At 58.2% G+C, this 22,044-nt stretch carries 22 protein-coding genes and 1 tRNA gene; 10 read left to right on the top strand and 13 right to left on the bottom strand.

All coding sequences use genetic code 11. From position 1 onward, the window contains the following. Window positions 1–54: 54 nt before the first annotated feature. Window positions 55–128: transfer RNA gene (locus tag BAR1_RS07415), tRNA-Gly, on the top strand. Window positions 129–133: 5 nt separating this feature from the next. Here the strand turns inward: BAR1_RS07415 and pgi are convergent. From pgi to zwf, 3 genes are read right to left on the bottom strand one after another with little or no spacing between them, the layout of a single operon-like run. Continuing rightward, window positions 134–1,738: a glucose-6-phosphate isomerase gene (pgi, locus tag BAR1_RS07410; RefSeq protein WP_118942429.1), complete on the bottom strand. Its 1,605-nt coding sequence runs from the start codon at window positions 1,736–1,738 to the stop codon at window positions 134–136. Then, complete coding sequence (pgl, locus tag BAR1_RS07405) at window positions 1,735–2,415, bottom strand: 6-phosphogluconolactonase (protein ID WP_118942428.1); 681 nt, start codon at window positions 2,413–2,415, stop codon at window positions 1,735–1,737. Before pgl ends, pgi begins: the two co-directional genes overlap by 4 nt. Next, window positions 2,412–3,866: a glucose-6-phosphate dehydrogenase gene (zwf, locus tag BAR1_RS07400; RefSeq protein WP_118942427.1), complete on the bottom strand. Its 1,455-nt coding sequence runs from the start codon at window positions 3,864–3,866 to the stop codon at window positions 2,412–2,414. Before zwf ends, pgl begins: the two co-directional genes overlap by 4 nt. Before the next feature lie 184 nt (window positions 3,867–4,050). On the opposite strand from zwf, the gene BAR1_RS07395 reads away from it, so the two are divergent. Beyond that, complete coding sequence (locus BAR1_RS07395; protein ID WP_118942426.1) at window positions 4,051–5,004, top strand: radical SAM protein; 954 nt, start codon at window positions 4,051–4,053, stop codon at window positions 5,002–5,004. A 58-nt stretch (window positions 5,005–5,062) separates the two neighbouring features. Next, entirely contained in the window at window positions 5,063–5,455 is a 393-nt protein-coding gene (locus BAR1_RS07390) for a GFA family protein (protein ID WP_118942425.1), read from the top strand. 114 nt (window positions 5,456–5,569) lie between these two features. On the opposite strand, the gene BAR1_RS07385 is transcribed toward BAR1_RS07390, so the two are convergent. The 7 genes from BAR1_RS07385 to BAR1_RS07355 all read right to left on the bottom strand — a co-directional run bounded on the left by BAR1_RS07385 (window position 5,570) and on the right by BAR1_RS07355 (window position 11,261). Beyond that, entirely contained in the window at window positions 5,570–6,811 is a 1,242-nt protein-coding gene (locus BAR1_RS07385; protein WP_118942424.1) for a 4Fe-4S double cluster binding domain-containing protein, read from the bottom strand. A 4-nt stretch (window positions 6,812–6,815) separates the two neighbouring features. Beyond that, window positions 6,816–7,400 carry an HNH endonuclease gene (locus BAR1_RS07380; RefSeq protein WP_118942423.1) on the bottom strand — a complete coding sequence of 195 codons (585 nt, stop codon included), beginning with the start codon at window positions 7,398–7,400 and terminating at the stop codon, window positions 6,816–6,818. A gap of 135 nt (window positions 7,401–7,535) precedes the next feature. Further along, window positions 7,536–8,201, bottom strand: coding sequence for an alpha/beta hydrolase (locus BAR1_RS07375; RefSeq protein WP_118942422.1), 666 nt, complete (start codon window positions 8,199–8,201; stop codon window positions 7,536–7,538). Next, on the bottom strand, window positions 8,198–8,866 hold the full coding sequence (locus tag BAR1_RS07370; RefSeq protein ID WP_118942421.1) for an alpha/beta hydrolase: 669 nt from the start codon (window positions 8,864–8,866) through the stop codon (window positions 8,198–8,200). The genes BAR1_RS07375 and BAR1_RS07370 overlap by 4 nt, the downstream gene beginning before the upstream one ends. Next, on the bottom strand, window positions 8,867–9,484 hold the full coding sequence (locus tag BAR1_RS07365) for a DNA-3-methyladenine glycosylase family protein (protein WP_228408789.1): 618 nt from the start codon (window positions 9,482–9,484) through the stop codon (window positions 8,867–8,869). Then, window positions 9,481–10,215 (bottom strand): cobalt-precorrin-6A reductase, encoded by a 735-nt coding sequence (locus BAR1_RS07360; protein ID WP_118942420.1) that lies wholly within the window; start codon window positions 10,213–10,215, stop codon window positions 9,481–9,483. Before BAR1_RS07360 ends, BAR1_RS07365 begins: the two co-directional genes overlap by 4 nt. Then, a complete protein-coding gene (locus BAR1_RS07355) occupies window positions 10,212–11,261 on the bottom strand; it encodes a cobalt-precorrin-5B (C(1))-methyltransferase (RefSeq protein WP_118942419.1) in 1,050 nt (349 codons plus the stop codon). Before BAR1_RS07355 ends, BAR1_RS07360 begins: the two co-directional genes overlap by 4 nt. A 199-nt stretch (window positions 11,262–11,460) precedes the next feature. On the opposite strand from BAR1_RS07355, the gene BAR1_RS07350 reads away from it, so the two are divergent. From BAR1_RS07350 to BAR1_RS07325, 6 genes are all read left to right on the top strand, one after another. Beyond that, the gene (locus BAR1_RS07350) at window positions 11,461–12,162 is read left to right on the top strand and encodes a hypothetical protein (RefSeq protein ID WP_118942418.1); all 702 of its coding nucleotides are present in this window, start codon (window positions 11,461–11,463) and stop codon (window positions 12,160–12,162) included. Between the two features lie 30 nt (window positions 12,163–12,192). Next, window positions 12,193–12,909, top strand: coding sequence for a hypothetical protein (locus BAR1_RS07345; protein WP_118942417.1), 717 nt, complete (start codon window positions 12,193–12,195; stop codon window positions 12,907–12,909). A 9-nt stretch (window positions 12,910–12,918) separates the two neighbouring features. Next, on the top strand, window positions 12,919–13,590 hold the full coding sequence (locus BAR1_RS07340; protein ID WP_118942416.1) for a hypothetical protein: 672 nt from the start codon (window positions 12,919–12,921) through the stop codon (window positions 13,588–13,590). A 38-nt stretch (window positions 13,591–13,628) separates the two neighbouring features. Next, entirely contained in the window at window positions 13,629–14,375 is a 747-nt protein-coding gene (cobA, locus tag BAR1_RS07335) for a uroporphyrinogen-III C-methyltransferase (protein ID WP_118942415.1), read from the top strand. Beyond that, window positions 14,368–15,639 carry a cobyrinate a,c-diamide synthase gene (locus tag BAR1_RS07330; protein ID WP_118942414.1) on the top strand — a complete coding sequence of 424 codons (1,272 nt, stop codon included), beginning with the start codon at window positions 14,368–14,370 and terminating at the stop codon, window positions 15,637–15,639. Before cobA ends, BAR1_RS07330 begins: the two co-directional genes overlap by 8 nt. Window positions 15,640–15,716: 77 nt before the next feature. Next, entirely contained in the window at window positions 15,717–16,925 is a 1,209-nt protein-coding gene (locus tag BAR1_RS07325; protein WP_118942413.1) for an MFS transporter, read from the top strand. Window positions 16,926–16,928: 3 nt separating this feature from the next. Here the strand turns inward: BAR1_RS07325 and BAR1_RS07320 are convergent, their stop codons facing one another. From BAR1_RS07320 to cysS, 3 genes are all read right to left on the bottom strand, one after another. Beyond that, window positions 16,929–17,699: a phytoene/squalene synthase family protein gene (locus tag BAR1_RS07320; RefSeq protein ID WP_118942412.1), complete on the bottom strand. Its 771-nt coding sequence runs from the start codon at window positions 17,697–17,699 to the stop codon at window positions 16,929–16,931. Then, window positions 17,696–19,315 carry a citramalate synthase gene (cimA, locus tag BAR1_RS07315; RefSeq protein ID WP_118942411.1) on the bottom strand — a complete coding sequence of 540 codons (1,620 nt, stop codon included), beginning with the start codon at window positions 19,313–19,315 and terminating at the stop codon, window positions 17,696–17,698. The genes BAR1_RS07320 and cimA overlap by 4 nt, the downstream gene beginning before the upstream one ends. Window positions 19,316–19,432: 117 nt before the next feature. Beyond that, a complete protein-coding gene (gene cysS, locus BAR1_RS07310; RefSeq protein WP_118944389.1) occupies window positions 19,433–20,995 on the bottom strand; it encodes a cysteine--tRNA ligase in 1,563 nt (520 codons plus the stop codon). Between the two features lie 525 nt (window positions 20,996–21,520). On the opposite strand from cysS, the gene BAR1_RS18095 reads away from it, so the two are divergent. Further along, window positions 21,521–21,868 carry a hypothetical protein gene (locus BAR1_RS18095; protein ID WP_118942410.1) on the top strand — a complete coding sequence of 116 codons (348 nt, stop codon included), beginning with the start codon at window positions 21,521–21,523 and terminating at the stop codon, window positions 21,866–21,868. Window positions 21,869–22,044: the final 176 nt, after the last annotated feature.

Below are 22,044 nucleotides of genomic sequence, written 5' to 3'. Positions count from 1 at the left end.
CACATTCTTGGCTTGACGCCCGACGGCCCTGCGCCTATCCCTCGAAACCATCTGGCGGGTGTAGCTCAATGGTAGAGCAGCAGCTTCCCAAGCTGAATACGAGGGTTCGATTCCCTTCACCCGCTCCAACCCCTCATTTGGATTTCAGGATATAATCCACCAGCATACGGGTTGATCCATCCTTGCCCTCAACGCTTTCCTCGCCTTTTACCAAAGGTGTCAGCGCCACGGCCAGTTCCTTGCCCAGTTCGACCCCCCATTGATCAAAGGAATTGATCCCCAGAACAACCCCTTCGACAAACACACGGTGTTCATAAAGGGCGATGATCCGGCCCAGCGTGTTCGGGGTCAGTTTCGGGTAGATCAGCGTGGTGGTCGGACGGTTGCCGGGGAAAACATGGTGGCGGGCCTGGCGTTCCAGTTCGGCCCCTGTGAACCCCTTTGCGGCCATCAGATCGCGTGCCTCCTCCAGCGAACGGCCCTTCATCAGGGCTTCGGACTGGGCCAGACAATTGGCCAGCAACAAGTCATGCTGATGCGTCAGATCGGGTTCATGCCCTTTCGCCGCGATCAGGAATTCGCACGGCACCACATCGGTGCCCTGATGGATCAACTGGTAAAACGCATGTTGCCCGTTGGTGCCCGGCTTGCCCCAGACCACCGGCCCGCTGGGGTGCGTTAAGGGCTGACCGTCCATTGTCACGCTTTTGCCGTTGCTCTCCATTTCCAACTGCTGGAAATAGGCCGGCAGATGCATAAGACGCTGATCATAGGGCAGCACGGCGCGGGTTTTATAGCCGCATATCTGGTGGTGCCAGATACCGACAAGCGCCAGCAACAGCGGCATGTTCTGCGCCGCATCGCTCTTGCAAAAATGCGCGTCCATCTCGGCCCCGCCATGCAGGAATTCGCGGAAATTCCCGGGGCCAATGGCCAGCATCAACGACAGGCCAATCGGCCCCCAGACGGAATAACGCCCGCCGACATAATCGCCAAAGCCGAACACCCGATCGGCGGGGATGCCAAATTCGGCGGCTTTGCCGATGGCCGAGGACACCGCCACGAATTGCGCCGCAGGGTCCGCCACCGTTTGCGCCATCCAGTCCCGCGCGGTTTTGGCGTTTGTCATGGTCTCGATCGTGGTGAAAGTTTTAGAGGCCACAATCACCAGCGTGGTTTCGGGGTTCAGCCCCTTTAGCGTATCGGCAATATGCGCCCCGTCGATGTTCGAAACGAAATGCGCGCGCGGCCCATCATGGTACGGGGCCAGCGCCAGCGTGGTCATTTGCGGGCCAAGGTCCGAGCCGCCTATGCCGATATTCACCACATCGGTGATCGCCCCGCCCTGCCCCTGAAACACACCGCTGCGCACCTGCGTGCAAAATTCCTGCATCCTCTCGAGCGTGGCCAGAATATCGGGCATTACATCGATACCATCCACCAGCACCGGCGCGCCCTTCAGATTGCGCAAGGCCGTGTGCAGCACCGCGCGGCCCTCGGTTTCATTGATCTTTTCACCGGCAAACATGGCGTCACGGCGCCCGAACACATCCGCATCCGCCGCCAGTTCCAGCAGCAGGTCCAGCGTTTCGACATCGATATACGTCTTGGAATAATCAAACAGCAGATCGCCCATTCGGGCCGAAAACACCCCTGCCCGCCCGCCATTGAACAATGACAGAATTGAGCGGTCAGAAACCTGCGCCTGCCTTTCTTCCAGCCGGTCCCAAAGCGTCATTTATGCGGTGTCCAGTGCGCCGTTGCCCCTTTCAGGAAGGCCGAAATTGGTGCCCGCAACGGATCATTGATTTTCAGCGCCTTTTTCAGTGCCTTGTTCTTGGCCTTGCCGATGTAAACCACATGGGTCGACATCGCGCCCTTCAATACCGGTGCGGTCAATGTCACCCGCGGCCCGCCTGCGCCTTTGGCGCGCATCGGCATCAGGATGGGGGCGTCATCGGCCATCGCCGCTTCCAGATTGTCAGCCCCGGGGAACAGGGATGCCGTGTGCATGTCCAGCCCCATCCCCAGAACCAGCACATCGATCGGCAACAGCGGCCCGATGGGTTTGGACAGGTCCGCCAGGGCCTCTTCCGGTGTCTTGATCGGGGCGTAAAGCGGGATGAAGGTGGCCTCGGCGGCGCGGTCCACCAGCAGGTGTTCCCTGACCAGACGGGTGTTGGAACGCGGGTCGTCTTCGGGCACCCAGCGCTCGTCTGTCAGCAGGATGTTGACCCGCGACCAGTCCAGCCGCACGCCGCTAAGGATGTCGAAAACCGGCCCCGGTGTGGTGCCGCCCGGAACCACCAGCGTCACACGCTCTTTGGTGTTCAGGATGCCGTTCAATTCGGCGGCCAGTATATCGGCCAGATCCATCGCCATCATTTCACTGTCTGGGTATTTGATCTTTTTCATTCTGTAATCTCCCGCCAACGACGCCCCTCGCGGTGCATCAGCATTAATGCGTCTTCCGGTCCCGAACTTCCTGCATCATAAGGTTTAGGCCGATCCCCGCGATCAATCCAGCCCTGAATGATCGGGTCAACCCAGGCCCAGGCCGCCTCGACTTCATCCCCGCGCATGAACAGGGTCTGGTTGCCGCGGATCACATCCATGATCAGCCGCTCGTAGGCATCTGTAATATCCTCGGCATCCTCGCCCAGGGCCTCGGCAAAGCTCATGTCCAGCGCCACGTCCATCAGGCGCATCCCGCCGGGGCCGGGTTCCTTGATGGTGACGCGTAAATCCATGCCCTCGTTGGGTTGCAAATGGATGATCAGCTCGTTGCAGCGCCGCCCCTCTTGCGGCTCGAATATCGAATGGGGCGGTTCCTTGAACACCACCGCAATTTCGCTTTTGCGCGCGCGCAGGCGTTTGCCCGTGCGCAGGTAAAACGGTGTGCCGTTCCAGCGCCAGTTGGCGATATGCACCTTCATCGCCAGAAAGCTTTCGGTGCGGCTGTCCGGGTTTTCGGCATCCTCGATATACGAGGGCTGGTCCCCCTCGGCCCGATACTGCCCGCGCACGATGTCCTCGGCCGGCACAGGATCCAGCGCGCGGATCACCTTCAGTTTTTCATCCCGCACGGAATCCGGATCGAAATGTGCAGGCGGCTCCATCGCGATCAGACACAAAAGCTGCATCAGATGGTTTTGCACCATATCGCGCATCGCGCCGGATTTGTCGTAATACCCGCCGCGCCCGCTAACACCCACGGTTTCGGAAACCGTGATCTGGATATGGTCGATATATTGCGAGTTCCACAAAGGCTCGAACAGGATATTTGCAAACCGCACCGCCATCAGGTTCTGCACGGTTTCCTTGCCCAGATAATGGTCGATCCGGTAGATTTGCGTCTCGTCAAAATATTCCGCCAGTTCAGCGTTCAGCGCCTTTGCTGATTCCAGATCATGGCCAAAGGGTTTCTCCACCACGATCCGCGAATCCGGTCCGGCGATTTTGTATTTATGCAGCCGTTTGGCCAATTCACCAAACAAACGCGGCCCGACCGAGAAATAGAAGGCCTGCACCACATCCTTGCGTATGATTTTGGCCAGATCCTTCCAGCCGTCCTGTCCAAGGGCATCAATGCGAAAGTAGCTGAGGCATTTCAGGAAATCCCTGACCTTGTCCTTGTCGTGGTTTTTCGCATGGACATATTTTTCAATCGCTTTGCGGGCAAAATCACGGTAACCGTCATTGTCAAGCTCGCTGCGTGCCGCCCCGATGATGCGCGCGTCTTCAGGCATCTGCCCAGCCACAAAACGCCGGTACAACCCCGGAATGATCTTGCGTTTTGCCAAATCACCGGTGCCGCCAAATATAACCAGATCAAACGGATCCACCGGAATCACACGCGTTGCCATCTTTTACCCCTCGCAAATCATGTTAGCGCTAACTTATGATGTCTTTCAAACAATTACCATGCCCTTTCTATGACTGTAACACATGAATTTAGCTTCACAACTTTGTCAGCCAGGCGATGATGGCTTTTCGATTGTTAAAATGCCCTGTAGCAATAGGTCTAAACGCGCAACCATCGGGTATATGATGAAAGATCAAACTGTTGAACTGGCCAATCAGGGGAAATTTATTGACCCGCTGACCACCGCCAAAGGCGAGGCGCGGGCCTTGGTTGCCCTGACACATCCCGAAACCCTGTGGTTCAATACCGGCACCCTTTGCAACATCACCTGCCTGAATTGCTATATCGAATCCTCGCCGGACAATGACCGGCTGGTCTATATCACCACAGACGAAGTGCGCGACTATCTGGACCAGTTGAAAACCCGAAAATGGCCGGTGCGCGAAATCGGCTTTACCGGTGGCGAACCCTATATGAATCGCGAGATGAACGCGATGACGCGGGCCGCACTCGAGGCCGGTTACGAGGTGCTGGTGCTGACCAATGCCATGCGCCCGATGATGCGCGCGCAGGTCAGGCAAGGCATTGCCGAACTGGTGGAGGAATTCGGCGACCGGCTGACATTCCGGGTGTCGCTGGACCATTACACGCGGGCACACCACGACGAGATGCGCGGCGACGGAGCGTTTGAAAAGACGCTCGAGGGTATGGACTGGCTGGCCTCGATCGGCGCCCGGATGGCGGTTGCCGGACGGATGCTGTGGCAGGATAACGACGCCGACACCCGCGCCGGATTTTCCAGACTTTTTGCCAATCGCGGCTATGACATCGACGCATCCAATCCGGGCATGTGCGTACTGTTTCCCGAAATGGACGAACGGGTTGAAGTGCCGGAAATCACCACCGCCTGCTGGGGAATCCTTGGTAAATCCCCCGATGATGTGATGTGTTCCTCCTCGCGCATGGTGGTGAAACGCAAAGGCGCGCAACGGCCGGTGGTGCTGGCCTGCACCCTATTGCCCTATGCGCCGGAGTTCGAGATGGGCGAAACACTGGCACAAGCCGAGGCTGACGTGCAACTGAACCACCCCCATTGCGCAAAATTCTGCGTGCTTGGCGGGGCCAGTTGTTCGGTCTAGCGACGGCCTTACGATTGCAATAAACATTTCCTCAGCTTGATTTCACAGGAGATATAGCATGGAGCGTTACACCGGCAGTTGCCTCTGTGGCAAAGTTCAGGTTATTGCATCGGGGCGTCCATACCGGGTAGGAATCTGTCACTGCCTAGATTGCCGCAAATTCCATGGCGCTCTTTTCCACGCTTCCGCAGTGTTCCCGCAGGACGCTGTGACGATAAAAGGTAAAACACACGGCTTCGAGGGGCGATTTTTCTGCCCCCACTGTGGCTCATCCGTATTCTCCCGCAGTGATGACGAAATCGAAGTTAACCTTGGATTGCTGGATGCCCCTGATCAACTGATACCAACTTATGAACTTTGGACCATCCGTCGTGAATCCTGGTTGCCACCGATTCCACAGGCAAGGCAATACGAGCGTAACCGCAATACCGACAGCCGCTTTGAGGGTTAATTCAAGGTTCACAATACAGCCCCCCCCCCCACTGCGCCAAATTTTACCCCCGTGGTAGGGCGAGCTGTTTGGCCTAGCGCTCTGTTTTCTTTGAAAGAAAACAGCCGAAATCTTTTAAAGATTTCGTCCCTCCTTCAACCGCGCCCACCATTCCGACGGCTTCAGCCGTGCTCGCATCCCCTTACGCGCATGCCACTTGCGCGCCATGGCCCGCCCGCGCGCGCCATGCTCCAGTGCCAGACACCGCCAGAACTCATCCGTCTTGCCGCCACGCCGATTGAACGGGCAGACCCGCATGCAGATGGCGCAATCGGTTTTGATCTTGGCCCAATAACCAAAGCATTTCTCGCAATCCGCTGACCATTTCTTTACGCCCTTCACAGTCGAAACACTGTCCGAGCCCACCTTGGCCGCATCAAACGGCAACGCCTTGGGCGGGCAGGCATCAGCGCATACTGTGCATTCATTACAATAGGTTGCCATGCCAAGCTTACGTGGACTATCCGCCCGAAGCGGCAGATCGGTAAAGATTTTCGAGAACCGCACCCGCGGTCCGAATTCCGGCGTCAGCACCATCTGGTTGCGCCCGTATTCCCCCAGCCCCGCCTTGATCGCATAGGGGATCACCAGCGCGGTGTCGTTCATCGAAGCCACCGCCTGATTGCCCAGATTACGAATGTAAGCCGCCAGCTGGATCGAAATCGCCGCCTCGTGACTGTATTCCAGCCCTGTCGAGGCCCCCGCCAGCGCACTGGGATAGGTTTCCACCAGATCGAAATCCATCGCATGGCCCATAACGATCACATGGGTAATCCCATCGGGCAGTTCATTGGCCACAGGTGTCATATCACGCACATCCGGGCGGTGGGTGTAATGCCAGCGTTCGTCTATTTCCGTGATCCCCACCAGATCGGCCCCGAACATCCGCGCCAGCGCCTTGATTTCAGCGGTTTCATCGGCGGGGTTGCCCAGATCGGCCCGCATCGGTGCCACCGGCGTGTCATTGGCAATCGCACCCTGAAACCCCTCGCGCAGGCCCGCGGCCGTAGAGCGATCGGAAATGATGTCCGAGATCGCCCAGGCCGCATTGCGCAGCGCGAAATCCTTCTGGCTGAACCCGCCCGCCCTGCGCGGGGCTGCCTCCATCCGATAGCTGGCGAAAAACGCATCCGTGTCGTCCGTGCGCACCAAAGGATCCCAGAACGCCCGTGTAAACATGTCGTTCATCTGGTTGAACGGCACAAAGTCGCGCGTCACCTCGAACCCCGCCTCGGCATCACTGTCGGCAAAGCGGCGCTGCCAGTCGTCCCATTGTTCGTTGGAAACGGCTTCGGGCGAATTCGAGGGCCAGGCCATTATTCTATTCTTCCAGTTCGGCGTCCCAATACAGAAAGTCGATCCAGCTTTCATGCATCAGGTTCGGGGGGAATTTGCGGCCCATATTGCGCAATTGTTCGGATTGTGGCTGACGCGGCGGTTTGGTTAATTGCAGGCCCGACGCCCGCAAGGATTTCGACCCCTTGCGCAGGTTGCACGGGCTACAGGCGGCAACCACATTCTGCCAGCTGGTAATCCCGCCCGCGGCGCGCGGCACCACATGGTCAAAGGTCAGATCCCCCTTTGATCCGCAATACTGGCAACGAAACCCGTCGCGCAGGAACAGGTTGAAACGGGTAAAAGCAACTTTGCTTTGCGGCTGCACATAGTCCCGCAGCACCACCACGCTGGGAATGCGGATTTCCATCGTCGGGCTGTGCACCACCTGATCATATTCCGCCAGAATATCGACCCGGTCCAGATAGGCCGCCTTGATCGCCTCTTGCCAGGGCCACAGCGACAGCGGGTAATAGGACAATGGCCGGTAATCCGCGTTCAGCACCAGTGCCGGATGGTGCCGCAACCCGCTGGGTTCCCTGACAAATTCGGTCCTGAAGTCGCCTGACATATCTTTCCACCCTCGCAGCGCGTGCAAAGATGGATCGGACGTCCGATACCGGCACGCTCTCATGGGCGACTATATATCCTGTGGGGCGCATGACAACCCCCACAATATGTAGCTGATTTCAGGCCCTAAACAGCCTCAGGCAATGCCCAGTTTTTCGCGCATAAACGCGGCCGCCACGCTTAATCCGTCGGGCGCAATGCCGTGGGCCGTGCCCTTCATCACATGGGCGTAAACCTCGAACCCGGCGGCCGTCAGCGCGTCTGCCGCTTCGGGCAGGCTGGCCGGTGGCACAACGTCGTCCTGATCGCCATGCACCAGCAACACCGGCGGCTTCACCACCGCTTCGTCCTCTAACAACTCGGGCGACATCAGGCGGCCGGAAAAGCCGACCACACCCGCCACCGCCTCGCTTCGTCGCGGGGCGACATATAGCGCCATCATCGTGCCTTGGGAAAAGCCGAAAAGCACGGTTTTATCGGCACTTATACCCTCTTGCTGCATCACCGTATCCAGATAGGCGTTCAGATCCCCCACCGCGCGCTCCATGCCTGCGGCCGAGTCTTCTTCGCTGGAGCCGTCAATCCACGGGATCGGAAACCACTGATAGCCCATCGGGCTTCCGGCGCATTGCTCGGGCGCATCGGGCGCTACGAAAACCGTATCCGGCATGTGCGGGGCCAGCGGATCGGCCAGCCCCAGCAAATCCTGCGCATTAGCGCCGTACCCATGCAGGAACACCACCAGCGACGTCCCCTTGCCCGAGGCCGCTTCGCGCCGCTCGCTGTTTAAAACCCGTGTCATTCGTCCATCCCCAGTTTTTCCCGTATAAACCCTGTTGCCACGCTTAATCCCTCGCTGGCGATCCCGTGTGCAGCGTTTTCCATCACAAAGGCGTACACCTCGAACCCCAGCGTATTGAGCGCGAATTCCGCCTTGTTCAGCGCCTCGGGCGGCACCACCTCGTCCTGATCGCCATGCAGCAACATCACTGGCGGTTTCGAGACCACCTGATCACGCAATTCGTCCGGCAACATCAGACTGCCGGAAAAGCCGACAACCGCCGCCACGGGGGCTTTGCGCCGCGGTGCAACCTGTAGCGCCATCATTGTGCCTTGCGAAAATCCGAACAGCACGATCCGGTCTTCGCTTACGCCCTCGTCCACCATTACCTTGTCCAGAAAAGCATCCAGATCACCGGCGGCCCGTTTCATGCCCGCGACAGCGTCTTCTTCGCTGGAATTGTCGATCCAGGGCACCGGAAACCATTGCAGCCCCTGCGGATTACCCACGCATTGCTCGGGCGCATCGGGGGCAAGAAAAACCGTGTCGGGCAGATAGGGGGCCAAAGTGTTGGCCAGCCCCATCAAATCATCGCCATTGGCACCATAGCCGTGCAGGAACACCAGAACGGATTTCGTTTGGCCCGATTTGGCGGCGCGCCGCAGGGTTTTCAGTTCTCGTGTCATTTACCGGATGCCTTCGCGTTGTTTCACCACGCGGTAATAGGACCATAGGCAGCGCGCCGCAACCGCCCGCCACGGCGCCCAGGCTGCGGCCATTTGTCGGAATTCGCGCTCGCCCGGGCGTTTGTCCAGATCGAACAGCACACGCGCCGCTTCTTGCAGCGCCAGATCGCCGGGCGGGAACACATCCGCATGACCCAGCGAGAACATCGCATAGATTTCCGCCGTCCACGGGCCGATGCCGGGCACTTTGACCAATGTCGCGATCACCTCGTCGCTGGGGGTGTCGCGCAAGGCGTTGTAATCTATCCGCGCCTCGGCTAGCGCACGGGCATAGCGGATTTTCTGGCTGCTTAGCCCACAGGCGCGCAAATCCTCATCACTGGCCCACATGATCTTGCGCGGGCCGGTCAGTTTAGCGGCTTTCATCCGGCCCCAGATCGCGCTGGCGGCGGCCACTGAAATCTGCTGGCTGACAATCGCATCCAGCAGCGCCGTGAACCCGTCCTTGCGCAGGGGCAGCGGGCCGGTTTCCTGCATTGCGGCGGCAAAGCGTGGCTCGATTTTCGCCAGTTCCGCCGCCCCTTCGGCAACGCAGGCATCGGATGTAATAATCCTCACAACAGCCCCCTTACCCACGCCAGCGCCGCATCCTCGGTTTCGACCCGATTACAAGGCAACAACGGCGGGCGATTGATCAGCAGCACGGGGATTCTCAACTTTCGCGCCGCCACCAGTTTAGAGCGGCTTAACATCCCGCCCGCGTTTTTCACCACCAGCCAATCGACCTTGCGCCGTGTGAACAGCTCGACCTCCTCATCTACCGAAAATGGTGGTCGCCCGATCAGATATTCCCCGCCCTCGAACGGAAATTCCCCTTCCGAGGTTTCAATCTGCCGGCAAATGATCCGCCGTCCTGTCAGGTTTTCAAACCGGTGCAGGGTCTGGCGGCCCGTGGCCAGAAACACCGTGGCCCCTTGCGGGATATGTCGCGCCGCCTCGCTTTCGTCGTCAATGAAGGTCCAGAGATCGCCCGCTTCCGGCACCCACGCGGGGCGCAGGATTTGCAGATGCGGGATGTCCAGCTCCTGCGCGACCTCGAAACTGCGTTTGCTGATGATCTGCGCAAAAGGGTGCGTGCCGTCAACAATCGCGTCAAACCCCTGATCTTGCAGATATTTCCGGAACGCCTCGCGCCCGCCGAACCCGCCCGTGCGCATCGGCACCGGCAAGTCCAGCGGCTCGCGGGTGACACCGGCAAGCGAGGCGATGACTTCTATATCCGGTTCTTTGGCCAAGGCCCCCGCCAAACGGCGCGCCTCGCTTGTGCCGGCCAATAATAACAGCTTCATTCACCCGCCCTTGCAATTATGTTCCCGGCGCGGTCGATGATCACAATATCCACCAAAGCATCCGCATCCCGCAATATCTCCCGAACAGTTACAAGCGCCTGCCCGGCAATGATATAAGCCATCTTTTCCCCGGCAATTTCATAGGCTTCCAGCGCAGTATTCATGTTAACCAAACGATCATCCCCCACCATCCCCGCCAGCGCCGCGAAATCCACCTGCGAGCGGCCCGAGTGCAGATCAACCGCCCCTTGCGCCAGTTTGGTGATTTTGCCAATGCCCCCGCCAATGGTCAGCCGCGCCACCGGATGCCGCCTGATATATTTCAGCAAGCCACCGGCGAAATCGCCCATATCCAGCATCGCGTGATCCGGCAGACCGTAAAGCGCCTGCACTGTGGCCTCGCTGGTCGCCCCCGTGCAGCCCGCCACATGGGTCTGCCCGCTGGACCGCGCTACATCGACCCCCCGATGGATCGAGGCAATCCACGCCGAACAGGAGAACGGCCGCACCACGCCGGTGGTGCCCAAAACCGACAGACCACCCTTGATGCCAAGACGCGGGTTCCATGTTTTCAGGGCCAGTTCCGCACCGTTCACGATGGAAATCTCAACGGTAATATCCGTGTTTTTTCCGTAGGTTGCTGCCATTTCTTCAACCACTCCGCAGATCATCTCGCGCGGTTTGGGGTTGATCGCAGGTTCGCCCACCGGCACCGGCAATCCGGGCTTGGTGACAATTCCCACACCTTCACCGGCAACAAACACGACCCCCCGCGCGCTGGATGAAACCCGCACCCGCACCTCGGCCCCGTGGGTGACATCGGGATCATCGCCCGCGTCCTTGATGATCCCTGCTTCGGCCCAGCCCGCACCGGCGCGCGTATTCACCACCGCGAAATCCGGCGTTTCGCCTTTGGGCAGGGTGATCGACACATGTTCCGGAAACCCGCCGCCCCACAGTGCCATCAACGCCGCCTTGGTGGCAGCGGTGGCACAGGCGCCGGTGGTCCAGCCACGGCGCAGGGTTTTGGCGGGGTCTTGCTTCATCACCGGCGACTATAAAGCCCGAGGCCTGAGCGGCAAGAGCGAAGGAATTGTTTTCTTTGAAAGAAAACAGCCGAAATCTTTGAAAGATTTCGGGGCGCGCGCCAAAACCGGATCGGGCATGTAATCCCGCCGTGGTAACGTTGCCATAGGCTCTTTTACCGGCTAGGCTGTATTCAACGTATTTTTGTGAGACAAGAAGATGCCAACACTTATCCAGTATCGCCAACCCCTGCCGACCACCATATTCACGGCCGGCATTGCCGCCTTTGTTGTCTGGGTCCTGGCCAACTACATCACCGGAACCGATTTTCTGTGGGTCAGGGTAACATATGCAGTCGCGCTTACCTTGCTTGCCCCTGCCCTGTTGGAGCCAATCGCCGCCGCCATAACAAATTCCCCCGATGATCTTAACCTTCGGGTGCTGTTTGGTGCTCTCAATGCCTATTTATTCTGCCTTTTTGCGATTATCATCTTCTTTGGCTATATCCAGTATGCATCGCCCATAACCAAAATGGGATTGGGCGCTTGCGCATTGGTGATTGCCATCTATACCGCCGTCACCCCGCCCAAAGTATCTGCGGCAACAGTGAAAGCCTATAAAAAGTATACCGGCAACGACACAGAAATTGCTCTCTGGTTCCTGACTTTCTATGGCATTCCACTCATTACCTTCATAAGCATCCGCAAGGTTTTATCGGCCGAGTTCCTGACTGTGCCTGACTTCACCGATATAAATGTTGTTTTGTTTTTATTGTTTGTTTTCATTGCGGGGCCGGTTTCTAAATTCCCGTTGGATAACTCGCGGTTAGAAAATATATTCAAGATCGGAAGCAAGGCTTCCATTAACAAGAAACTCTTGCTGCCATCTTGTGCTCTATTCGCGATCTATATGATCACTTGATACCTTTACCCGATAAATAGGCCCATCCCCATGACAGACCTGCTCCGCTATCGCCAACCCCTGCCGACCACTATATTCACGGCTGGCATTGTTGCCTTTGTTGTCTGGGTCCTGGCCAACTACATCACCGGAACCGATTTTCTGTGGGTCAGGGTACTCAATGTGTTTGCACTGGTTTTATTTACGCCAGTTGTTCTTGAATCCGTTGACACAGCCATCATCAATTCCCCCGATGATCGCAACTTACGGCTGCTATACGGGGCCATAACGGCCAATCTGTTTTGCCTTTTCCCGATCATCGCCTTCTTTGGCTATATCCAGTATGCCTCGACTTTCAGCAAGCTTCTGCTGGCCGTTGTTGCACTGGGTGTCGGTATTTACGCGGGTCGCAAAACACCGGACATTCCTGCGGACATCGTTGAAATCTATAAACCTGTTAAAAGCAAGGACTGGAGCGGGTTTGTTTGGTTCTCCCTTTACTACATCCTTCCGCTTTTATTAATTGTTTTGATTTTTATGTCATTGACCCCATTGATCTTGGATGATGTGTCGAAAACAGGTGGCAACGTTTTCCCAATTTCGTCGTTACTTCTACTGATACTTCCCGGTGCATTATTCCCTCGGGTTACCACAGGTCCCCGGGAAAAGGCTTATTTCGGGGGCAAATTTACAATCCGAGACAACGAGATTCCCCTGCTTATTTTTGCGCTAATCTTATTTGCTAATTCTATCCTACTGCTCCAGTAAAGGCCCGCCATGACTGACCTGCTCCGATATCGCCAACCCGTCCCCGTCACCCTTGCGCTGGCCCTGATGGTGGCGGCTTTGGTCTGGACGGTTGCCACACTCGTCACCGGAACCAATGCCCTGTGGTTCCGAATGGTTTACTGCGCCGCGGTTGTCGCGATGACACCTTTTGCGCTCGAGCCGGTCTCGGTTGCCTTGGCGCTGGACCCCGACAATCGCTGGTTCAGGTTTGTCTATGGCGTTTACCACGGGTTTCTGGTGGTCCTGCTGGTGGCTGCTGCGGGGTTTCCCTATGTTCAAACGGCATCTGTAAACATCAAGCTGGCAGTTCTGCTGGTTGCCATCGTTTTCGGAGTGATGGCCACAATACGCAGCCCGCAACCCCCGGATTATGTTTTGCAGGATTATGACAGAAGCAAGATGCTGACGGGCTGGGTTTCCATAATTTACATTCCGATTGTTTTGCTCGGGTTAACCTACATATTGCTGTCTGCTGACCTCGTTTCGACCGAGCGCTTATCAAAGGGAGGTGCCGGAATAATCTTTATCGTCTCGGTGTCAATGCTGGTAACTGGCGGGCCATCCAGTAAACGCCTCTTGGACCGCCGCAAAAATCCCCCTTTGCAGTTACTGGTTCTTGCCGTTATTACCTATGCCGTTTTCTTCCTATTACACCGTTAACCCTTCCCGCCCCGCATCTGTTTCGCCATAACAGACCCATGAGCGAATCTGTTCCCTTGCCCGATTTCCCTGCCGGCCATGTCTGGCTGTGCGGCGCCGGCCCCGGTGATGCGGGGCTGTTGACGCTGCATGCGGTGAATGCGTTGAAACAGGCCGATGTGATCGTGCATGATGCGCTGATCGGGGCGGATATTCTGGCTTTGGGCCTTCCGGCGGCTGAACGGATCTACGTTGGCAAACGCGGCGGGCAATCGGCCACGCAGACGCAAATCTCGCAAAGGCTGGTGGAACTGGCGCAGACGGGCAAGCGGGTGTTGCGGCTAAAAGGGGGCGATCCCTTTATGTTCGGGCGCGGCGGAGAAGAGGCACAGGTGCTGGCCGCCGCCAACATCCCCTGGCGCATTATCCCCGGTGTGACGGCGGGCATTGGCGGGCTGGCGATGGCAGGCATCCCCGTCACCCACCGCGATGTCAATCAGGCGGCGATCTTTGCCACCGGCCATGATCCGGCCACCGACTGGGCCGCGATTGCCCGTGCCGCGCCGGTGATCGTGATCTATATGGGGCTGAAACGGATTGGCGATATTGCGCGAATTCTGATCAAAGCGGGGCGCGGGGCCGATACCCCCGTGGCGATTGTCACGGATGCCAGCCTGCCGACACAAAAGATATTGCAAACCACACTGGGCCGCATTGCGGATGATCTGGCCGCGCACCCCGTGTCGCCCCCTGCGGTAATCTGCATTGGCGGTACCGTGGATATTCTGGAGAACTCCAATGGGTAACGGCCTGATCCTCTCGGCCCCGGGTTCGGGCGCTGGCAAAACCACCATCACACTGGGCATCCTGCGGGCCCTGGCCAAACGCGGGGTCAAGGTGCGCGGCGCGAAGTCAGGCCCCGATTACATCGACCCGCGCTTTCACGAGGCCGCTTGCGCTGCGCCCTGCCCCAATCTGGACGCCTGGGCGATGACACCGGAGCGCATCCGCGCCTTGGCCGCAGGCGACGGGCTGCTGATGATCGAGGGCGCGATGGGCCTGTTTGACGGCGCGCCCCCTGTTGGCAAAGGTGCCACCGCCGATCTGGCGCGTCTGCTGGACCTGCCGGTGGTGCTGATTGTCGATGCGGCCAAAACCGCGCAATCGGTCGCCCCGCTGGTGGCCGGATTTGCGGCCCATGACAAAGACGTGCGGATTGCGGGCATCATCCTGAACAATGTCGGCTCGCCACGCCATGAATCCATGCTGGCCCGCGCCCTTGCCCCGCTGGGCATCCCCGTTCTGGGCGAGGTCTACCGCCAAAGCGGGCTGGAGCATCCCTCGCGCCATCTGGGGCTGGTGCAGGCCGGCGAACACCCTGACCTTGCGGCCTATCTGGACCGCGCCGCCCAAGCGGTGGAAAAGGCGCTTGATCTGGACGCACTGGTGAAACTGGCCACCCCGCTGCCCAAGGCCACGCCGCCAAAGCGCCTGAAACCACCGGCCCAAAACATTGCTATCGCACAGGACCGCGCCTTTGCTTTTGCCTATCCGCATATCCTGCAGGACTGGCGGGAAAACGGGGCGCAGCTGCAATTCTTCTCGCCGCTGGCCGATGAACCCGCACCACAGGCCGATATGATCTTTCTGCCCGGTGGATATCCCGAATTGCACGCGGGCCAACTGGCCGCGGCCACCGCGTTTCGCACCTCGATGCAACTGGCACAGGTGAACGGCACGCTGATTTACGGCGAATGCGGCGGCTATATGGCCCTTGGCAACGGGCTGACCGATGCCGATGGCAGCCGCCATGAAATGCTGGGTCTGCTGCCGCTGGAAACATCTTTTGCCAAACGCAAACTGCACCTTGGCTATCGCAACGTTGCCGCCACCGAAGGGCCGTTTACCGGCCTGTTTGCGGCCCATGAATTCCACTATGCCAGCACGATCAACGCCCACGGCCCGCCCCTGTTCATGGCCGAAGACGCCGAGGGCAAGGATCTGGGACCCATGGGCCTGATCCACGACAATGTCAGCGGATCCTTCATCCATCTGATCGAAAAGCAATAGAGGCAATTCGCCGCGATCCCTGTAGCGATACAATTTCGGGGCTTTTCCTGCGTGGCCTTCCCCGCTAGGGATGGGGCATGATTGCTGACGTTTCCATATCGACCGCCAAACGCAATGTGGCCATTCTGGTGTTGGCGCAGGCCCTTTTGGGGGCGCAGATGCCGATCATCTTTATTCTGGGCGGTCTGGCGGGGCTTAGCCTTGCCAGCAACCCGTGCTTTGCCACCCTGCCGATTTCGGTGATCATTCTGGGCTCGGTAATTGCCGCAACCCCGCTTTCGGCCTTCATGCAGAAATACGGCCGTCGTGCGGGGTTCATGCTGGGCACGGGTTTTGGCGCACTTGGCGCATCTATCAGCGCCTATGGCCTGTATATCCAGTCGTTTCCGGTGTTCATCGCCGGATCCCTGTTCACCGGCGTCTATATGTCGGGTCAGGGGTTCTACCGCTTTGCCGCCGCCGATACCTCGACCGAGGATTTCCGCCCCAAAGCGATCTCCTATGTGCTGGCCGGCGGGCTAGCGGCCGCTGTGATCGGGCCGCAACTGGTGAAACTGACGGCGGACGCAATGGTGATCCCGTTTCTGGGCAGTTACCTGACGGTTATTGTGATTAACCTTGTCGGATCACTGATGTTCCTGTTTCTGAACATCCCGACACCCCCTGCCCCGGTCGAGGGCGCGCCGGCAGGTCGCAGCCGGATGGAGCTGCTAAAAACCCCTATGATCGCCGTCGCAATTATCTGTGCGATGGTGTCCTATGCGCTGATGAATCTGGTAATGACCTCGACCCCACTGGCCGTTGTCGGCTGCGGGTTCGAGCGCAATACCGCTGCCGATATCGTATCGTCACATGTTCTGGCCATGTATATCCCGTCGTTCTTCACCGGCCATCTGATTGCCCGCTACGGCCCCGTCAAAATCATCTCGATCGGGCTGGCCATTCTGGCCTCGGCCGGACTGGTGGCGCTGACGGGGGTCGAGCTGGACCAGTTCTTTATCGCGCTGGTCCTGCTGGGGGTTGGCTGGAACTTTGGTTATATCGGCGCCACATCCATGCTGGCAGCGTCTTATGAACCCGAAGAACGCGGGCGTATTCAGGGGTTGAACGATATGCTGGTATTTGGCGGCGTGACGTTGGCATCACTGGCCTCGGGCGGGTTGATGAACTGCTCGGGCGGGGATGCGCAGGCAGGCTGGCAGGCCGTGAACATGGCCATGATCCCGTTCTTGACGCTGGCCGGGGCTGCGCTGATCTGGTTGGTGCTAAGGCCGCAACAGGATTAAGCCCTACCAACGCCCCAGCATGGAATTGACCAGCAACCGTCCCTTGCGGCGGAAGTCCGAGCGTTGCAATTGCCCTTGCCCGACTTTTGCAGGCTGTTTTGCCACCGCCTTGAGTATCGGGCGCGCCTGGCAGGCTGTCAGCAGTGCAGGCAAGGCGGGCTTCAAAGCCGATATATTGCTGTTTTGATCCAGCATAGCCAAAGCCTCGCGTGCCATGCTTTGCACGGTATCCTCGCTATCTTCCGGCAAGGGCATCCGTCCCCGCGCCTTCAATTCGGGCACCGCCAGCAGGTAATTCGCCAGCCCCGCCGCCGTGCCGTAGTCCTGTGCCGCTTTGATCCCGCCACTCCCGACCCCCAACATACGCGCAGCAATCGCCATCAGGTTGCCCGAGGTATCCTGCAAATATTGCCACAACTGCGGGGTCTCGGTGAACGGCTGGGCATAGGTATCGCGCCGCCGTGCCTCGATCAGGTCATGGAATTCCTGTTGTTGCAGATCATGCGCGCGGATCACACCGGCAAGCGGCGTCAGCACCTCGTGCGGGTCCGGCGTATCGCCGCGAAAAACGGCGGCGATGGAATCCTGCCACCATTGCAGGCGCATTTCGGTGATCATCGGTTCCGCCGACACCCACGGCAAATGCGCCACCTCGAGGTTGAAGGCATAGAGCGGGAACAGCTTTGCCCGCACATCCGGCGGGGCGGTCATGGTGGCCAAAAAGCGGTCGGGGTCGGATTTGCGCAGCATCTCGGCGCAGGTTTCGATGCTCACACCCCTGCCCCGTCACGGATCAGTTTCCAGTTGATCGCATCCAGCAGCGCCTCGAAACTGGCATCCACAATATTGGGCGACACGCCGACAGTAGACCAGCGATGCCCCGCGCCATCTTCGCTGTCAATGATCACGCGGGTTTTCGCTTCGGTCCCGCCATCGGTGATGCGCACCTTGAAATCCACCAGTCGCATGTCGTCGATACAGGCCTGATACGGCCCCATATCCTTGGCCAGCGCCTTGGCCAGCGCATTGACCGGCCCGCGATCATGCCCTTCGGAATCCATGCTTTCCGAGACCGACAGTTTCTTGTCATCGCCGATCTTCACCACCACCACGGCCTCGGACAGGCTGACCATTTCATTATACTTGTTCTTGCGCCGCTCCACAGTCACCTTGTAGCGCTTGACCTCGAAGAAGTCCGGCAACAGCCCCAGTTCCCGCCGCGCCAGCAGTTCGAAACTGGCCTGTGCAGTGTCATAGGAGTATCCCTCTTCCTCGCGCTGTTTGATCGCTTGCAGGATCCGGTTCAAGGCCGGATCGCCCTTTTGCACGCCCAGCCCCGCATCGGCCAGACGTTTGCGCAGGTTCGACTGCCCCGCCTGGTTGGACATCGGGATGATCCGCGCGTTGCCCACTGTTTCGGGGTCGATATGTTCGTAGGTGGTCGGGTCTTTCAGGATGGCGCTGGCGTGCAGCCCCGCCTTGTGGGCAAAGGCGCTGGCCCCGACATAGGCGGCCTGGTTTTTCGGCACCCGATTCAGGATGTCGTCCAGTTGACGGCTGATTTTCACCAGCCCGTGCAGCGCACCCTTTGTGATGCCGGTTTCATAGCGTTCGGCCAGTTGCGGTTTCAACAGCAGCGTCGGGATCAGCGTGGTCAGGTTTGCGTTGCCGCAACGCTCGCCCAGCCCGTTCAGCGTGCCCTGCACCTGCCGCGCGCCCGCATTAATCGCGGCCAGCGATCCGGCCACGGCGTTTTCGGTGTCGTTGTGGGTGTGGATGCCCAGATGCGTGCCCGGCACGCCCGCCGCGATCACGGCCTTTGTAATGGCGGCAATTTCGTCCGGCAGGGTGCCGCCATTGGTGTCGCACAGCACCACCCAGCGGCAACCGGATTTATAGGCCGCCAGAACGCATTGCAGGGCGTAATCGGGGTTGGCCTTGTAGCCGTCAAAGAAATGCTCTGCATCAAACAGCGCCTCGCGTTTGTTGGCGGTGATGTGTTTGAAACTGGCGGTCAGGTTTTCCAGGTTTTCCGCCAGCGTGATGCCAAGCGCGGTTTCCACATGGAAGGGGTGGGATTTGCCGACCAGACAAACCGCAGGCGTGCCCGCGTTCATCACGGCGGCCAGCACATCGTCGTTTTCAGCAGAGCGCCCGCTGCGCTTGGTCATGCCGAAAGCCGCCATCGTGGAGCGGGTTTGCGGGGCGGCGTCGAAAAAGCCGCTGTCGGTGGGGTTGGCACCGGGCCAGCCGCCCTCGATGTAGTCAACACCAAGGGTGTCGAGCATTTCGGCGATCTGGATTTTCTCGGGAGTCGAGAATTGCACGCCCTGGGTTTGTTGCCCGTCGCGCAGGGTGGTGTCGTAGATGTAGAGGCGTTCTTTGGTCATTTTACCGCTCCGTGCAGTGGCGGGGTGAACCCCGCCCTACGGTTTGCCGTGGGGTTGAGCGCTCTGAAGTTCCCCCGCCCGGCCTGTCCGGGCGCTGCCCTCTGTTGCGTATGGAGATCATTTGAGGGACTCCATAACTTTCTTCACCTCACTCAATTTAGCCATAACATATTCCATTTCTGGCTTACTTCGCCACGCTGGCGATACATCTAAATGTTGCAAGTCAGAAAAATGAACTCCTGCACTTCGAGCAATAGACAGTTGGTTTTTGAGTTCGTTCGAATTTCCAGATAAAAAGGCCGCTCGCACCGCACCAAATATATCAGAAGAATCCAGTTCATCTTTTTCGATTGACCATTGTGGACCACTTGGAGTGTCAATTACTCTGACGCCAGCAGCTTTAAAGCCATCACGAATAAGATCAGCCAGGGACCAATCCTTGCTCTCTCGCGCCTCTTTGCGCGCTAGCAGCAAATCTTTTATCAATTCTGATACTTCCTTATCAGTCATTTTGATGCTGACCCAATCCCCCAACTCATCATCCAACAACCCCACCAACTGCGCCGACGCCTTCAACGCCCCCGCATCCCCTGTCGCTGCCAGCTTATGCAATTCGGTGATAGCGCCAGCGGTATTCAGATCATCCGCGAGTGCAGCGAGCACTGGGGCGGCGACATCCGTCGCAGCAACCCCGTCGCACAAGGCTCGCCACTTCCTCAAAGTCGCCTCCGCCTCATCCGCCTTCTTCTCGGTCCAGTCCATCGGCTTCCTGTAATGCGTGCTCAGAAACACAAACCGTATCACCTCGCCCGGCACGCCCTGATCCAGCAGGTCGCGCACGGTAAAGAAATTGCCCAAGCTCTTGGACATCTTCCTGCCCTCGACCTGCAACATCTCGTTGTGCAGCCAGTAACGCGCGAAATCGCCCTGCGGGTGGGCACAGCAGCTTTGCGCAATCTCGTTTTCATGGTGCGGGAACATCAGATCATTGCCGCCGCCGTGAATGTCGAAGCTTTCGCCCAGCAATTCATAGGACATCGCCGAACATTCGATATGCCAGCCCGGACGGCCATAGCCCCAGGGGGACTCCCACCCCGGTTGATCACCGCTAGAGGGTTTCCACAGCACAAAATCCATCGGGTTGCGTTTATAGGGAGCAACCTCGACACGGCTGCCGGCGATCATGTCCTTGACCGTGCGGCCCGACAGGGCGCCGTATTTCGCATAGCTTTCGACCGCGAACAGCACATGACCCTCGGCCGCATACGCATGGCCACCGGCGATCAGCTCCTCGATCATCAAAACCATCTGCGGAATATACTGCGTCGCCCGCGGCATGTGGTCCGGCTCGCGCGCGCCAAGGGCTGCCATGTCGTCCAGAAACCACTGCGTTGTCTCCGAAGTGATCTGCCCGATCTCGCGCCCGCTTTCTTCGGCCCGCGCAATGATCTTGTCGTCCACATCGGTGAAATTGCGCACATAGGTCACGTGATCTTCGCCATAGACATGGCGCAACAGCCGGTTCAACACGTCAAACACCACCACGGGGCGCGCGTTGCCCAGATGGGCGCGATCGTAAACCGTGGGGCCGCAGACATACATGCGCACATTGCTGGCATCTATCGGGGTAAAGACCTCTTTCTTGCGGGTCTTTGTGTTGTGCAGTTTGATTTCGACCATGATATCCTCGTCAGGCGGCATTCCCCCGCGGGCATATCAACTTCGGTTTGTGATGGAAAACGAAAAGAACAGCCCGCGTGACCTATGTCAGCAGATAATGCAAATACAGCAGATTGCGGCGTTCTGTTTCATACCCGATTGCTAGCAGAATATCACGGCCCTGACAAGAAGCCGAATTGAATGGATCAGTCGCGCCAATATTACCGGTTTACCCTAAACTATTGTTTAGACGCGTTCTGGAAACAATCGTCAGGCTGAAAAAATGCCCTTGGTTAATATTTTCTTTCCCTCGGGAATAATAATATTTCCTGCTATATCAGCACGTTAATCCTAAACTTTTGTTCGACAGCGGGATTAGAGAACCAATAGCCGCTCAATAAACCTCTGGCCAATACACACAACCGGCAATTGCAGCAATAGTGCCTTATCGAAACAGCAAAGCCACTCACGGTTTGCTTCCCACGTCCACCATGGACAAATCCAGACGCTCGGTTCCGAGCAAAGACAGCAACAAGGAAATGCAAAATGAAAAAACTTCTGACAAGCACAGCGGCAATTGCGATTTTGACCATGACATTTGGGGCAAACACAGCATTTGCACAGGCCGCGGTCACTGACCCTGATCCGACCGCGCCAACATCGGATCCGACCGTTGTTGTACCTGATACAGGGACCGGGACTGATACCGGGACCGGAACGACGGGCACTGGAACCGATACACATGATGATGAAGGTGATGACGACCATGGCGATGACGACCACGGTGATGACGACCACGGTGATGGCGGCGACGGCGAAGGTGATGGCGGCGACGGCCACGGTGATGGCGGCGAAGGTGGTGAAGGTGGTGAAGGTGGAGATGGTGACGATTAATACCCTTCAAACCCGGCAGGCCCTATAACGGGTAACCTGGCCCCTCTGGTGTACTCTCCGCACCAGGGGGGTTTTTAATGTTTCGGCAATAAACCCGCCACAAGAATAAACCTTGGTGGAAATCACTGTTCAGACTGTTTAAGTAAGGGCGCAAGTGACAGGATAACGAACAGGCC

The sequence above is a fragment of the Profundibacter amoris genome (genome assembly GCF_003544895.1).
Taxonomy (GTDB): Bacteria; Pseudomonadota; Alphaproteobacteria; order Rhodobacterales; family Rhodobacteraceae; genus Profundibacter; species Profundibacter amoris.
This window is presented reverse-complemented; position numbering and strand designations above follow the sequence as displayed.